The organism is Nesterenkonia sp. CL21 (assembly GCF_031705515.1).
GTDB classification, from domain to species: domain Bacteria; phylum Actinomycetota; class Actinomycetes; order Actinomycetales; family Micrococcaceae; genus Nesterenkonia; species Nesterenkonia aethiopica.
In genome coordinates this window covers 40947-55265 of record NZ_JAUTWR010000003.1, presented here as the reverse complement: position 1 = coordinate 55265, position 14319 = coordinate 40947, and the positions used below count along the sequence as shown (strand labels likewise).

General features: G+C 68.1%; 14 protein-coding genes. All 14 read right to left on the bottom strand.

The features are described from left to right. Positions 1–75: 75 nt before the first annotated feature. Entirely contained in the window at positions 76–1548 is a 1473-nt protein-coding gene (locus Q7C18_RS06825; protein WP_311024738.1) for an SCO6880 family protein, read from the bottom strand. Positions 1549–1554: 6 nt separating this feature from the next. Next, positions 1555–3012 carry a conjugal transfer protein TrbL gene (locus Q7C18_RS06820; RefSeq protein ID WP_311024737.1) on the bottom strand — a complete coding sequence of 486 codons (1458 nt, stop codon included), beginning with the start codon at positions 3010–3012 and terminating at the stop codon, positions 1555–1557. Between the two features lie 48 nt (positions 3013–3060). Then, the gene (locus Q7C18_RS06815) at positions 3061–3333 is read right to left on the bottom strand and encodes a DUF6112 family protein (protein ID WP_311024930.1); all 273 of its coding nucleotides are present in this window, start codon (positions 3331–3333) and stop codon (positions 3061–3063) included. A 158-nt stretch (positions 3334–3491) separates the two neighbouring features. Beyond that, positions 3492–3758, bottom strand: a complete 267-nt coding sequence (locus Q7C18_RS06810) for a DUF6112 family protein (protein ID WP_311024736.1) — start codon at positions 3756–3758, stop codon at positions 3492–3494. 6 nt (positions 3759–3764) lie between these two features. Next, positions 3765–5366: a M23 family metallopeptidase gene (locus tag Q7C18_RS06805; RefSeq protein WP_311024928.1), complete on the bottom strand. Its 1602-nt coding sequence runs from the start codon at positions 5364–5366 to the stop codon at positions 3765–3767. Between the two features lie 56 nt (positions 5367–5422). After that, positions 5423–6106: a hypothetical protein gene (locus tag Q7C18_RS06800; RefSeq protein ID WP_311024735.1), complete on the bottom strand. Its 684-nt coding sequence runs from the start codon at positions 6104–6106 to the stop codon at positions 5423–5425. A gap of 44 nt (positions 6107–6150) precedes the next feature. After that, positions 6151–7167 carry a ParB N-terminal domain-containing protein gene (locus Q7C18_RS06795; RefSeq protein WP_311024734.1) on the bottom strand — a complete coding sequence of 339 codons (1017 nt, stop codon included), beginning with the start codon at positions 7165–7167 and terminating at the stop codon, positions 6151–6153. Next, positions 7164–8087, bottom strand: coding sequence for a hypothetical protein (locus Q7C18_RS06790; RefSeq protein ID WP_311024733.1), 924 nt, complete (start codon positions 8085–8087; stop codon positions 7164–7166). Before Q7C18_RS06790 ends, Q7C18_RS06795 begins: the two co-directional genes overlap by 4 nt. Positions 8088–8175: 88 nt before the next feature. Then, entirely contained in the window at positions 8176–8631 is a 456-nt protein-coding gene (locus Q7C18_RS06785; protein WP_311024732.1) for a hypothetical protein, read from the bottom strand. Beyond that, complete coding sequence (locus Q7C18_RS06780) at positions 8628–9401, bottom strand: DUF2637 domain-containing protein (RefSeq protein ID WP_311024731.1); 774 nt, start codon at positions 9399–9401, stop codon at positions 8628–8630. The genes Q7C18_RS06785 and Q7C18_RS06780 overlap by 4 nt, the downstream gene beginning before the upstream one ends. After that, positions 9398–10309 carry a bifunctional DNA primase/polymerase gene (locus Q7C18_RS06775; RefSeq protein ID WP_311024927.1) on the bottom strand — a complete coding sequence of 304 codons (912 nt, stop codon included), beginning with the start codon at positions 10307–10309 and terminating at the stop codon, positions 9398–9400. The genes Q7C18_RS06780 and Q7C18_RS06775 overlap by 4 nt, the downstream gene beginning before the upstream one ends. After that, positions 10309–11430, bottom strand: coding sequence for an ArdC-like ssDNA-binding domain-containing protein (locus Q7C18_RS06770; protein ID WP_311024730.1), 1122 nt, complete (start codon positions 11428–11430; stop codon positions 10309–10311). Before Q7C18_RS06770 ends, Q7C18_RS06775 begins: the two co-directional genes overlap by 1 nt. Before the next feature lie 223 nt (positions 11431–11653). Continuing rightward, a complete protein-coding gene (locus Q7C18_RS06765) occupies positions 11654–12568 on the bottom strand; it encodes an AraC family transcriptional regulator (RefSeq protein WP_311024729.1) in 915 nt (304 codons plus the stop codon). A gap of 254 nt (positions 12569–12822) precedes the next feature. After that, the gene (locus Q7C18_RS06760) at positions 12823–14292 is read right to left on the bottom strand and encodes an amidase (protein ID WP_311024728.1); all 1470 of its coding nucleotides are present in this window, start codon (positions 14290–14292) and stop codon (positions 12823–12825) included. Positions 14293–14319 lie beyond the last annotated feature (27 nt).

Below are 14319 nucleotides of genomic sequence, written 5' to 3'. Positions count from 1 at the left end.
GCCTCCTGCTCGAAAGGGACGAGCCCGGAAGGCCCGGACTCGTCCCTCAGGTGCGCAGCGGCGCCCCGCTGTCGGTCAGACGCGGCGGCACAGTGGCAGTGCGGCGGCGGTGAACGCGGCCGCCTGCTGGCCCACCAGGAGTCGGGTCTCGCAGGAGGCTTGGATGGCGGCCTGCTCGATCGCCGCGACCCCGGCCTCCAGCTCCTCCACTGTCGGTGCGGAGACGGCGATGAGGCCGGTGTAGCGCAGTACCCCGTGTCCGGCGGTGAGGTCGGCTTCCTGCTGGAGGACGTCCTGGTATTCGGCGGTGTGGGCGGCGTCTTCGATCTGCCCGATCTTCGCCCGCTGCGCCTGATCGGAGATGTGCTCGACCTTCTTCTTGCGGATGTCGCGGGCCGCCTGGTCCGAGCGCATCGGCGTGCACAGCAGCGAGAACGACCGTTGGATGCCGGTGGACAGCAGCACGGGTGAGAGGAAGCCGGGGTAGACCATCGAGCGGGGCCATTCGGAGACCCACAGCACCGCGTGGTGGGCCGAATCGGTGCGCAGCCGGGTCCAGGACTCGGTGACCGCCACGGGGCCGGCGGTGGCGAGGGACTGGCCGAGTTCGCCGTGACGCTCCAACGTGGCGGCGATCGCCGGGTCATACGCACTGCGCAGAATCACCGCGATCTCACCCGGACTCAACCAGCCCGAAGGTGTCAGGTCGGCAGAACGCAGAGCTGCCACGAGGGTGGACATCTCTTGGCGGAGCACGGCGGCCGCACCCCGGATACCACCGCCAGCGGTCCTGATCTGCCGGGCACTGGTCTTCATGTCCAGCGACAGCGACAGGGTGGTGGCGTGGCGTTCGCCGGCGGGTCCGGCGCGGTCGATCAGCTCCGCATACGTGGTCGCTGCCCAGGTGTCATCAGCGGTCCCATGAGAGGCCCACCATTCGGCCAGCCCGGTGCCCGAGTCGGGCAGGGTGCGCTCCAAGACTTGGAGGGTGGCGATCCGGCCGGAGCGGCAGACGGTGGCCAGGACGCGACCCCAGGAGGTGACCCGGCGTTCCTGCTCACCAGGGTCCAACAGGACGAACGCGGGATGGGAGACCTCGCAGACCACGGTGAGGGTCTGGGCGTGGGGGTCGTGGATCATCCCGGCACTGGTTTCGGGGTCGGTGTACTCGCGCAACCGCGCCATATCCCCAGGCAGAGCGAGGGTTCCGACCGGGCGCGGGGTGACGACCCGGCGGCGGTAGGCGAGTTGTCCCCCGGTGGAGCGCCAGAGCCACCAGAAGGCCACCGGCAGCCATTCGACTGCCGGGCGGCCGGCGATGGGTATCCATGTCAGGCAAGCGGCGACGACCCAAACGGGGGCGGTGTATGCCAGGAGGATGCCACCGCCGGCGTACAGGGCACCGACCACCGAGAGGATGCCGGTGGCGAGGGTGATGAGCTGCGACATCGAGAGCCCGAGGAGGATGCCGCGGCGGGTCAGGCGGGAGAACTTCACCGGCACCAGCTCCGCCGACCCCGTCGTGTGCTCGTTCTGCTTGGTAGGCACGAGGGGTTACTCCTTCCCGGTCGGCTTGGGTGCAGGCGGCGGAGGCTGCTTCGGAGGACGCACCTCCGACGCAGATGGATCAGGCGAGGGTGTCTTGGGTGCCGGCGTTGATGGCGGGGGCGCTTGCGCCGTGGGCGGTGGTGTGCTGCCGGCTTGGTCGGCGGAGTCGGCGGCGGTCTCGCCCTGATTGCCGAGGGCCTTGCCGGCCTTGGGTCCGGCGGTCGCTGAGTCCTTGGCGACCTTCGCCGCCACCACTGCGGCCGCAGCAGGACCGGCAGCCGCCGCACCTGCACCTGCACCCGCGCCCGCGCCGGCTCCGCCACTGGCGCCGGCGCCTGCTCCACTGCTAGCGGCGGCTTTGCCCCCACCAGTCCCAGCGCTGCCGGCGGTGCCGCTGGAGGCTTGGGGTTTCGGGTTTTTCGGCTCCGGCGGCTTCTTCCCGCCACCGCCACCGCCACCGTCTCCTCCACCGCTGCCGGACTTGCCGCCGCCTTCATCGAGAACCTTCTTCGGCTCAGCCCCGCCTTGCGGCTTGGTCGGGGTCGGCACGGGGCGGTTCAGGGCGTTCTTGGTGTCTTGTTCGGAGCCGATGGCGTGGTACATGTCGAAGCCCACGAAGTTGAGGAACTTGTAGGTCATGTAGGGGGCGAAGGCGGCCATCGCCATGAGCACGATCCCGGCGATCGGGTCCGCGACCGAGGCCAGGTCCCCATCGATGGGTGCGGAGACCTGGGTGATGGCGACCAGGAACATCACGACCAGGACGAGCTTGGAGACGATCAGGGCGATGACGAACATCGCCCACTTGCTGATCCACCCCTTCGTCGCATCCCACGACGCACCCGAGAACGCCAGGGGTGCGAGCACGATCGCCACCAGCAACAGCGCTTTGCGGACCAACAGGCTGAGCCAGACGATGGCGGCGGCCGATATTGCCAGCCCGGCGAGGAAGATGGTGATGATTGCCCCGACGCCTGGTGCTGCGATGTTGATCGCGGCTAGTCCCGCGACGAGGAGGGTGATCTTGTCGCCCATGGACTCAGTGGTCTCTCCCGCGGCGTGGATGATCCCGACGCAGAGCTGATCGACGATCTCCAGCAACAGCGCGGTTAGGGTGATGACGACGAAGGAGCCCAGGACGCTCTTGGCGAGCCCGAGGGCGGCTCGGGACAGGGTGGTGGGGTCGCGTCGGATCAGCCCGGTGATCAGTTGCAGGCAGAAGAAGATCAGCATGATGAAGATCGCGATGCCGAACAGGATGTTGTAGACCGCGATGTATTCCTCGCGGGTGACGTCGACCAGGGTGGTGGTGTCGAACACCGACCAGACCGCTTCGAACAGCCAGCCGGCAGCGGCGCCCATCGCGCTGGCGAGCCAGTCGAAGGGGGCCGAGACGAGGGTGGCGGCGGCTTCGCCGGCCACGTCGCAGACCGAGGAGATGATGGGAACATCGCAGACACCCACCGGAATCACTTCCTCACGAAGAATCGAGAAGGTTGTTGGTGGGTGGGGTCAGACCTGTTGGCCGACGTTCCAGAAGAAGTTGATCAAGGTGACGCTGGCGCCGCAGATGATCGCGGCTCCACAGGACACGAGGACGCCGATCTTGCCGCGGCCTGCCAGGTGGGGGTTGGAGGAGTTGGCGCCGAAGCCCCACACGATCGCCGAAATGATCAAGGCGAGGACGGAGAGGATCAGGCCGATGGTCATGATCGCCCCGACGATGGTGCGCAACTGGCTGATGCCGGGCAGGCCGGAGTCGTTGGGGTTGATGTCGATCTGCATCGGCAACGCGGGGCCGAGGGTGGTGGCGGTTTCCAGGGCGAGGGTCAGGGTGTTCACGGTCGTGTGCTCCTTTTGCTGACGAGGCGGGTGTTCTCGTCGGTCAGGTGCACCACCCGCCCCAGCTATGCCACTGGTCAGTGATGGGCCACAGGTCGGGGTCAGAGTTGTTGGCCCAGGTCGAGGAGCCAGTTCATCCAGGCCACCCCGCCACCGGCGAGCACTGCGGCGCCGAGGGCGGTCCAGGCGCCGATGCGGGCTTTCGTCGCCGCGCCGTGGTGGCCGTTGGCGGAGGCGATGGGCCAGGTGATGGCGCAGACGATGAGCGTCAACACCGCGACGATCAGCACGAAGGTCAGCAGGGCGCCGATGACCTCGCGCAGTTCACCGATGCCTTCCAGGCCTTCGAAGTCGGGGAACACACCCATGATGGATCAGGCCCCCTCGACGGCTGAGAGATGGACATGGTCGTAGTGTCCGCCGGTGGGGTCGTCGGGGTCGTGCATGCCGCCGCCGTCGTAGGATCGCCAACCTTCATCGGCGCGACCAGCGGACCAGATTTGCCCCTGCCAGATCAGGTAGTCGATCCCGAGGACCTCGGCGTGTTCTTGGAGCCAGTTCGTCACCGCCCAGCCGAGTTCGAGCGCCTGACCGGTGGCTGGCTCGCCGATGGCGTTACCGAACGTGCCGTCACAGGCCCTGCCGAGGGGGTGATCGGATGCTTGCCCGGGCCGGGGTGAGTAGCAGACCCAGTGCGAGTCGGGGAAGGCGGTTTGGACTTGGTCGAGGATGTGAGCAGTCCGCGCGGTGATCTGCCCGTCAGTGGTCGGGTCATCGACCAGCGCGTCGGGGTCATCGCCGGTGAACGGCTCTGGATCACCGGCCTCGCTGGTATCTGGTTCGCAGCCGGGCTCTGGTGGGGTGGTCTGGTGGCCGCCGGTGATGCCCTCGGCGTCCTGATCCAGCAGCCATTGCTCGGCGTCGACGGTCTCAGCGTCCTGTCCGCCAGGGCGGATCTCCAGGTGCAGGTGTGGGCCGGTGGAGCGGCCGGAGGAGCCGACGTCGCCGATGTGCTGCCCAGCGCTGACGGTGTCGCCTTCGGTGACGTGAATACCGTGGGACCACATGTGTACGTAAGTGCTCGTGACTACCTGGCCGCTCACGGTGTGTTCCAGGACGATGACCCCGCCGCGGGCCTCGGTGTAGGAGGCCGAGACCACCCGGCCGTCAGCCAGAGCGAACAATGCGGTGCCATCGGGCGCGGCCCAGTCGGTCCCGGCATGGAACGTCCGCTCGCCGGTGAACGGGTCGGAGCGCCAGCCCCAGTCAGAAGTCTTGACCCAGGTGCCCTCGGGCAGCGGGAAGACGACCCGGTTGGTCTCCGGCATCGAGCTGTCGCCACTGTCGCCAGTGGAGGGCGTGCCGGTGAGGGTGGTCAGGATCGTCTCGGCGACCGGTTGATAGTTCTGATACCTCTCCGGGTGCGCGGAGCGTTCGACGGCTTGGGCGGCTTCGCCGGGGTCCATGTCCCGCCAACCGTCGATGTCCAGCAGGCCTGGCGGGTCGGGGTAGTTGGGGCCCTCGGGGCCGCCGTAGAAAGCACGGGCCTGGTACTCGGAGCGCATGAGTTGAGAGACGGTGCCCCAGCCCATCTCTGGGCGCATCTGAAACAACCCGAGGGAGTCGTGGTCGGAGCCGTCACCGTCGTTGGGCCACAGGATCGAGTCGGGGTAGGCGGTGCTGTTGGCCAGCTGCCGCAGACCCGATTCGGTCAGTGCGGCCATCAGCGCGATCAGCACACCCCGCTCATCGATCCCCTCGGTCTCTGAGCCGATCTCGATGATGGTGGCCGCGTGCTCCAACTGGAACCGCACCAACGTGATCGTCTCGCCGTTACGCGTAGCAGCGGTCAGCGAGTCCGGGACCTCCTCGACTTCCAGCTCGGCGTCCCCGGGCGCGCAGACGGTGGCATCGGCGCGGGAGGCCGGATTCAGCAGCACACCGACGCCGAGGAAGACCACCGAGGGGCCGAGCATCACGGCTGCGGCTAGGAGAACGAGCAATGCCTTCTTCACCAGTCACACCCCCGGCCTCACGTGAGGGGGTTGTCGAGCTGGGACAACCGCAGGAGGTGACAGGTCTGCTCTGGTGGGCAGGCGATGAACACGGTGAACGCCACCGGATGCTCGCTGGTGACGTGTTCGTCGTCCCAGAGCCCTTCGCGGTGGCGGGTGCCCTCGATTGTGTACGCCACCGCACCTTCGGGGAGCTGGCCCGGCTGTGCTTGTTCCAGCGCGGTGTCCCACGCCTCAGGGACATAGATGTTCTCGATGGTCAAATGCTGTGCGGTGGCGTACTGGCGCAGCTCGATCCACGCCTGCTGGTTCGGGAGGTAGGTGGCGACATCGGAGGCCAGCCCTGCCTGCTCTTGGCCGGTGGGGTCGCCGACATCGAGGATCACCGAGGTGTAGTCCAGGGGCATGAACCCTGAGCCGGTGTCCCACGCGAACAACGTCTCGGCGACGTTGCGCGCGAAGGTCTCCGGATCAGTCGAGGCACGCACCACGGGCAGTCGCGGTGTCGTGGTCGGCACCGGGTCACCCGGCGCGGTCACCACTGGATCGGAGGGACCGTCGTCGTCCTGGCTCTGGTCGGGTGGTCCGGTGATCAGGCCATAGATGCCGATGCCGATCAGGAGCAGCAGGATCAACGCGCCAGCACCGGCAGAGATGAATCGGCGGCGAGTACGGGGCTCAGAAAGATCGGGAGTCTTCATACCTACCAGGTGCGCTCTCGCCACCAACCGAGGCGGACGAGAGGTCAGAGGGCGCGCAGTTGGGGACGTGCCGGCTCTGGCTCGCTGTCGTCGGTGAGTTCTTCGCTGGCGGCGCGTAGTTCCTCGGCGAACTGGCTGGTGCCCTCGGCAGTGGTCAGGAACGAGGCGATCTGCTCATCGGTCAGTTCCGCCGCGAGGTGTTCGACGTCGTAATGGGTCCACCAGTCGATCAGTTCGCCCCAGGTGAGCACGAACGCCCGCACCGGATACCGGGCAGGCTCACCGTCGTCATCGGTCACCGGCCTGGGTTGGGCAGCACGCTTGGCAGTCTTCATCTGCTTGGCGCGGGCCAGAGCGTCAGTAGCGAGCCGGTGCAGGTCAGCCTCCCGGTCGTCCCTGGCGGTCTCGGCCACGTGGCGGATCGCTTCAAAGATCGGATGCACGGCCGCACCGCTGTCGATTCGCTCCAGCTCCGTGCTCACCTGCGCGCGTAGTTCGGCGGGTTGGGCGGGGTCCTCGGCGATCTTCTGGAGGTAGCCGATCTTCTCCAACGTCGTATGCGAGGCACCACCAGGGATCATCGCTGCCGCCTGCTCGCGTGTCCTGCCAGTCGGTCCGAGCGACGGGGGTGCAAATTTTGCACGCCCGTCAGCACCAGGCTGGTTATCGGAACTGAACTGGGTCGCCTGCTCACGGCGGGCGGCGTCCTCGGCCATCAGCGCCTTCAGCTCTCGATACAAGCCGGCGGCCTCGGTCTGGGTCAGCGGCTTGTGCAGGACGTTGTCGTCCTGCTCGGCCAGGAGATGTCCGAGGCGGTCAGAGATTCCCGAGCGGACCCAGACGTTGACCTTGCGCCACTTCAGTTGCTTGATCGCCGCCAGCCTTCTGGCCCCGCACACCAGCACCCCGTCGGGGGTGATCGTGATGGGCTGCAACAGCCCGTCGCGGTCGATGGAGGCGGCGAGTTCGTCGAGACCCCCCAGCTCGGTGCGGTGCCGTCGCCCCACGTGGATGGAGTCGACCGTGCGCTCCAACTCGATGTAGCCCGCCGGCGCGCTCACGACCCCTCACCCCCGCGAGTGTTGCGGTTGCCGGGTGCGGCCAGGGAAATGGCCAGGATGAGGTCGTCATCACGCAGCAGCACCGACAGGGTTTCGCCGATCAGCAACCGCAGCAGCACACCCCGGCCCGCGCTCGTGGCGGCGTAGGCCGGATGCGGGTTGCCCAGCAACGCCCGCAGCAGCGCCGTCCACGAGCGGCGTGGGATGTCTAGCAGTGCGCGGGCGTGCTTGTCGCGGCGCAGCGTCTCGTAGGCGGCCTGGCGGGTGCCGGCCTTGGTCAGTACCCCGCACGCGTGCTCGATCCCGGCCCGGGCGGTGGCCGGGGGCCAACCCAGCAGCGCGAACAAGGCGATGGCGTCTTCGGCCGCTGATCCAGCCGACATGCACGCGCGGTCCGAGCCGCGCCCACCACCATCGAAGCCCGCGCCGTCACGGTCCGCTTCGGAGCCGTCGTGACTGTCCAAGTCGGTGACATGGAACGCCGGGTGGTAGTCGGTCAGCGGGTTCTCGCGGTTGGAGAACCGCTCCGGGTCGTGGAACGCTGAGACGTGCGGGCGGCGGGCTTGGTGGACCGAGCACAAGAGTCCTTGGGCGCGTTCTTCGAAGATGCAGGTGATCCGCACCGCATGGGTGATCACCGCCCACGGATCGCGCGCCTCGCGGGCCGCGCGGGTGATCATCACCTTGAACGCCGCACTGGCGGCCTCCCACGGGTCCAGGCCGTGCTTCCTGGCGAGGGGTTCGTACTTGTCCGCGGTGTGGGACATCAGCTCCGCGGCCGTCGGATCACCGCTCCATGCTCCCGGTCCGGCGTCGTGGAGCCGGTGCAGCAGGGTGCGGAGTCCGTCGCTGGTCGTGAAGTCCTCACCGCCCTCGTCATCGGGGGCCTGTCGGTCGTGCAGGTTGGTGGTTGTGGTCATGGTCGGGCACCTCCTGGCAGGTAGGTGCGCGCACGTCCCCACACCGCCGGCGCCGCCGGCGCAGTGATGGTGGGGGTGCGCATTCAGGTCACCCCAGGCCGATCCCCGAACGAGACACCCACGACTGGTGCCGACTGCCGCGGCCGAACTCCGAGACATCCGGCAGCCGCCGCGCCCGCTCATTGAGGGTTTTCCCGACCCTGCCGACACCGCGCCCACCGGCCCGGGTCACCTGGCCTGAGAGCTGCCGGGTGCGGCGGGCGAGTTCGACTTCGAAGTCGATACCCCGCCCTGCCAGCACAGCGCTGTGCCGTGCCATGAGGTCAGTGGGCCGAACCCAGTCCACACCCGTCGCCCGGTGGCCCGGCTTCCTCATCGCCTTCTGGTCCTGAGCGATCTTCGCCGCTCGTACCGCCTCCGGCGTTCTCGTCTGGTCCGCGGACTCGACGGTTGTGCGGTCGCTCCCTTGCTCGGACGATGGCTGCGGCTTCCGATGCAGGTGTTGCTTGCGGTGCTGCTGGTCGCGTTCGATCCTCGTGGTCATGAGTTCTTCGCCTCCTCGGCCGTTGTCTCGTCGGGAAGGTGCGCGGGCGTGAACCAGCGGCCCACCGTGGAGGGATGCACGCCCAGGTGCCGGGCGATGCGCTTGTTCGACCACCCCTGCTCACGCAACTCGCTGGCGACCTCACGCCGACCCCCACCCGCGTTACCCGCCCGAGCCATCAGGGCGGGGTCACTCCGTTGCGGTGGCTCCTGCGGTGCCTCGTCCGGCGTGGACGTCGGCTGGGGCCGGTTCGGTCTCGGGGGCGGATGTGCGACGGCGTCGCCTACCGGATACGCCGCAGGCGTGGCTTCCTCACGCACCGCGCTGGTGGTGGGTTCAGTTGCCGGGAGGGGCCGGGTGAGGATGACGGTCAGGTGGGTGATCGCCAGCAGCACCAGCGGCGGCACCGCCGCCACACTCGCCGCCAGCACACCCGGCACATCGGCATCTGCGGCCACCACCGCGTGCAGGGCATTGGCGGTGACCGACACGATCGCCCCAGCCGCCAGCAATGCCCACGGATACCAAGCCGATCTCTGGCCGGCCAGCGCCACGACGGAAACGGTGGCGACGACGATGATGCCGTCCACGATCAGCGGCCACGCCCACGCCTGCCCCTCCTCGATACCCGAACGGCGGGCCAAATCAGCCAGCGCCGTAAAGGATAGCCAGAACGCGCCCAGGGCGATCAGCACCGTCCCAGCCACCGCGGTGATGACAGCCAGGCGTCCTCCGCGCCGCCGCACCACCGGAGTGCTCGCTGCCGTCATGACAGCACCCGTCCTGATGCGTGATCCGGTGCTCGCCGCAGTGCTCCGTCGGGTCCTTCGACGGATGTGTGCGGACCTGGTTCCGTGGTGCGGTACGCCGAGCGGATCGTCGCCGAAACCTCCCGCTGCGTCAGCCCCGCATGCTCGGCGGCGGGAGCCAGGACGGCGAAGGTGTCGGCTGGCGGGGTGCCGTTCTCGGCCAGGCGGCAGGCAGCCCAGAACAGGCCACGGTTCCGCTCACCCTCAGCTCGTCCGGCGACCCAGCCCGCCAATCGCTCAGCACTCACATCACGCACCTGGCCGGTCTGTCGCGGTGCCGGTGTGGGGCGAGGGTCGAGGAAGTCCCGCAGCTGGCCCGAATCCAGCGACTCGCCTCGGCTGGTGTTGATCCGGCGCACCCGATAACTCACGCCGCCGGAGTCACTGTTCACGGTGGAGGGCGGGACGACGATGTAGCCGCCGTCGCCACGGAAGTCGATCCCGGCACGGGCCGCCTGCCACGACCGCTGCGCGGCACCCGGTGAGGCCGGATAGTAGGCGTGCATCCCACCCGAGGGCGTGGACACCAGGAGCCGCCAGCCATCCACCAGCCCCGCCTCATGCGCACGACCGAAGGCATCGAACCCGTTGACCGAACCGTGGACATCGACATCCACCACCACGACCCCAGACGCCGCGCCGGTCGGGACACCGATGTTCGCCTCCGGATGCTGACCCCACCACGCCGCGATCTGGTCGAGGTCGGTAGTGGCGTCATGGAAACCGTGCTCAGTCAACGGGCGCTTGCCGCCCGGCACGCACGGGAACACCGGCACCCCCGCATCGGCGAACTGTCGCGCCGCCACCGACAGAGGCCTCGCATCCGAGACCTGGGCCAGGACACCGGTCAGGACATCCGGGGCGACCATCACAGCCCCAGCTCCACCGGCGCCATCGAGACGGTGGCGGGACGCGCCGCCGGCTCAGGCACAGACGCCACCGGCCGCCTGGACGTGGTGCGTTCGTGCGCCGGCTCACTGCGCTGCGGCTTGCTGTGCTGGGGTTCCTCACGGTCCAGGCCCGGTGGGTTGCCGTCGGCGACCTGGGCGGTGTCGAGCTGACCCAGAATGGCCAGGGCCGTCTTGCGGACCCGCTCCCCGGTGGCCCTGACCACCTCCACCGGCTCCTTGCCATCCACCCGTGCCGCCCAGGTCGAGACGTACGGGATCGTGTACCCGGAGGTGTCCATCCCGTGAGCGGCACCGACCATCAACGCCACCGATTCGGCCTCGACCTCTCCGATGCCGCGATGCTGACGGGCCTCCTCCGCATCGGGACCATGCAGCAGGACGTGGCCGAGTTCGTGGGCCAGGGTCTTGACCTGCGCGGCCGGGTCGATGTTCTCCCGCACCGCCACGGTGTTCGCCGTGTAGTCGGTCATGCCGTTGGCGCCGTGGATCATCCCCTCGTGCGGCACCCGCACCACCTGAAAGCCGCGGTCCTCTATCTGCGCCGCCAGGCCCTCCCAGAGCCCGGCCGGTGCTTCTCCTTCCAGCAGCTTCGGTGCCGGCGGTTCGGGGATCGGATCACCGGCGGTCTGGCTCGCGTCCCACACATAGGCGGGCCGGACGCCGACCATCCGCGTGCGGACGACCTCACCGGCTCGCGGCTTCTCGCCCTTGCCCAGGCGGCGCCACGACTCCGCATCCGCCGGGGTGGCGGTGGCGAACCGGCCGGTGACCGGGGCGAGAATCTGATATCCCGGCTGGCCCTTCTGCACCTGCCTACCGAGGCCCTGCCACTGCTTGTAGCCGGCCACATACGATGGGAACGGGTCGGGCACGAGACCTGCCTCGAAGGCGGCCTGGTGCTGCTCGGCGATCAGCAGGGTGTTGGAGAACGATCTGGTTCTGAACCGTGCTGCGAACGTGAGCGCCCGCGCCCAGTCCTCGCCGGAGATGAGTTGTTCCACAGCGCCGGTCAGGCGCTCGTGCAGCTCATCGAGCTTGGCCTCCCGTGCGGCCTTGGCTTGCTCCCTTTTTGTCGCCATCGTCGGCTCCTCCCGAACCCGGATCACCGAGCCGGTCGGGCTCGATGACCATCAGGTGCACCGGGCGTGTCAGGAACGACGTGGCCAAGAAGGTGGTGGTGTGCTTCGGCATCGTCGCGGACCCGGTGGTCCGTCTGGCATAACACCGCGCGCGGGGTGCCTGGGGGTCACGGCGGTGAAGGTGTCCCTTTGGACGAAAGATGTGTCCCGATCCCGGCCATCGTCAGGCAGCTTCTCGAAGGCGCGCACGGAACCGTTGGGGGCTTACGCCGATGCATTGTCGGAACGCCTCGCTGGCTCGACTGCGGCTGGCCCAACCGACCGCCTGCCCGGCCTCCAGGATGCTCACCGTGGCATCGCGCAGCAACTTCGCCATGGCCTGGACTCTTAGCATCGTCAGGTAGGCGTTCGGGGTTTTGCCGTAGGCGTCCACGAACACCCGGGCGAGTTGCTTCGGAGACAAGTGCACCTGCTCGGCCAAGTCCTGCAACGCCCATGGGTGTCTGATGTCGCCGCGCAGGAGTTCACGGACTCGGGCCGCTTCGGGTCGCAAGGGAGCGAACTGCCGCGAACGCGGCAAGGTGGGTCTGATGTGCAGGCGCTGGCTCGTCGAGACCCGCACTGGATTGGTACGCACGTAGGGGATGAGCACATCCAGGACTGCGAACAATAGGGCCTGCAACCGGTAGAACCGCTCCGGCTCAGGTCCATCGAGACTCAACTCGACCAGCTCATCGAGCCAGGGCCACAACATGCCGACTCGGTCCTCGCCGACATGCAGGATCTGGGCTGGCTCGACATAGATCGACTCGATCAGTTCACTGGCCTCGAATCGGTCGTTGAGCAGCGCGGCGTTCTGCCAGAACACCTGGTCCACCAGGTAGTCGTGGTCGAGGTACACCGTCGTCACCGTAATAAAGCCCTCGGGTTCCGAGCCACAAAGTGTGTTTGGCTCCAACAGGACCACATCGCCAGGACTGACGGGCTGTTCGCCGAACTCGCTGAGCAGGACCGCCGAACCGGACCGGATGAAAATCAACTTCACGCAGTCATAGGCCACCGGATCCATCGGCGCATGGATCGTCCGGGTCCGAGCCACGATCGGCTGGAAGTCGGTCGACTCCGACTCCTCCAGCACAGACCGAGGCACCACCACGCACCACCGCTTGCTTACCCGAGCGCCCGAGGACGCTAGAGCGTCGTCGCGGAGGGTTGGTATCCAAAACGTTCACGATCCATGAGGAAGAGCTCCCTTCGATAGCCGGGTCCGGTCCGAGCATCGAACTGACTCCCTCCGCGTCGGTTTCGAGAACCCTTCGGCCGGACCGAAACCAGGCACGACCGGTCGGTCTCCGGCTTCCGGGTTCGATCGCCCTAGCTACGCGGGATGAGTCAGCGCGAGATCTGTTCCCAGGACGGAGTGGCCTCAGAACTGCGGACCGTCTCCCACCAGCGCATGGCCCCCAGCACCTGAGCGTCCTGTCCGATCTGGCCGGTGACTTGCAGTCCGATCCAGCGGCCGTCGGTGCTGCGGCCGGCGTTGACGGTCCCCGAAGGCTGGCCCGACATGTTGAACGGCACGGTGAAGGAGATATGGCTCATGGGTGCGTCCGGGTCGTTGGTGGGCATCGGCCACTCCGCAGGGAAAGCCAGCACCGGTGTGACCGGAGAGAGGACCAAGTCACACTCCTGGGTGAGCGCCCTGGCCCGGGCGCCCAGATCGAGGAACGCCTCGTAGTCGCCCACAGCGGTGGCCGCATCCACCGTGGCGGCACCACTGGCCCAGCGGGCGATGTAGGGCAGGACTTCCTCGCGCTGCTCGGCGTTGCTGAGTCGCCGGTACTGTCCCCAGGCCCGGGCCCGCCAGAACCGGTCGATCCGGGTGATCAACTCCTCGGTCGCGATCGCCGGGGCTTCCACGATGTGGGCACCTGCGTCGGCGAACACCGTCGCTGCCGCTGAGACCGCTGCACGCACCTCCGGATCGACAGGCAGCCCCGGGCCGCCGTCGAGCTGGAGCCCGATGACCAGCCCGGCCGGGTCCAGTATGCGAGGTGTCCAGTCGATGGGCGGGTAAGGCTGTGCGCAGGTGTCTCTGGAGTCGAAGCGGGCGATCACCGCCATGGCCGCGTACAGGTCATCGACCCACCGGGCCAGCGGTCCCGCTGCGCGTCCCTGGTACGGGGCATCCAGCGGCACCAGGCCATGAGAGGGTTTCAGGGACGCGAGCCCACTCCACGTGGCAGGAAGCCTGACCGAGCCGCCGATGTCACTGCCCAGATGCACCGGACCGTGACCCGCCGCCGCGGCCACCCCTGCTCCAGCCGAGGAACCCCCCGCGGTCCACGACCGGTTCCAGGCATTGGGGGTGATGCCGTGGCGTGAACTGACCCCGGAGGAGATCATCCCCATGTCGGGCATCACCGTTGAGCCGACGATGAGCGCACCGGACTCCTCCAGCCGATCCACGATTGGGCAATTCACCTCGGCCACCGGCGGGCTGGTCATGGCGCGGCCGCCGGGAACTGAGATCCCCTTCCTGTGCAGGTTCTCCTTGATCGACACCGCAACCCCGTCGAGCGGGCCCGCAGGGGCCCCGCCCCTCCACCGCGCGTCCGAGGCGGCGGCCTCCTTGCGTGCCCGATCAGCGGTCACAGCGTGGTAGGCGTTGTCCGCGTCGTCGCCTTGGATGCGCTTAAACACGGCCTCCAGCACCTCGCTTGGGGTGAAGACACAACGCCGGAATCCGTTGCGCAGTTCGGCGACAGTAAAGTCTGCCAGAGACGTCGCGCTCGCCCGGATCGACACTGCGTCCCCAGCGGACGGCGCTTCGTCGTCGGTGGCCAGATCGATTCGTTTCATACGTGGACCGCTACCTCCCGGATCTAC

Coding starts and splice junctions, on each gene's coding strand:
- Q7C18_RS06780 (WP_311024731.1), bottom strand. CDS start 9,401: ATGACGGCAGCGAGCACTCCGGTGGTGCGGCGGCGCGGAGGACGCCTG.
- Q7C18_RS06800 (WP_311024735.1), bottom strand. CDS start 6,106: ATGAAGACTCCCGATCTTTCTGAGCCCCGTACTCGCCGCCGATTCATC.
- Q7C18_RS06785 (WP_311024732.1), bottom strand. CDS start 8,631: ATGACCACGAGGATCGAACGCGACCAGCAGCACCGCAAGCAACACCTG.
- Q7C18_RS06790 (WP_311024733.1), bottom strand. CDS start 8,087: ATGACCACAACCACCAACCTGCACGACCGACAGGCCCCCGATGACGAG.
- Q7C18_RS06805 (WP_311024928.1), bottom strand. CDS start 5,366: ATGCTCGGCCCCTCGGTGGTCTTCCTCGGCGTCGGTGTGCTGCTGAAT.
- Q7C18_RS06815 (WP_311024930.1), bottom strand. CDS start 3,333: ATGCAGATCGACATCAACCCCAACGACTCCGGCCTGCCCGGCATCAGC.
- Q7C18_RS06775 (WP_311024927.1), bottom strand. CDS start 10,309: ATGGTCGCCCCGGATGTCCTGACCGGTGTCCTGGCCCAGGTCTCGGAT.
- Q7C18_RS06760 (WP_311024728.1), bottom strand. CDS start 14,292: ATGAAACGAATCGATCTGGCCACCGACGACGAAGCGCCGTCCGCTGGG.
- Q7C18_RS06770 (WP_311024730.1), bottom strand. CDS start 11,430: ATGGCGACAAAAAGGGAGCAAGCCAAGGCCGCACGGGAGGCCAAGCTC.
- Q7C18_RS06810 (WP_311024736.1), bottom strand. CDS start 3,758: ATGGGTGTGTTCCCCGACTTCGAAGGCCTGGAAGGCATCGGTGAACTG.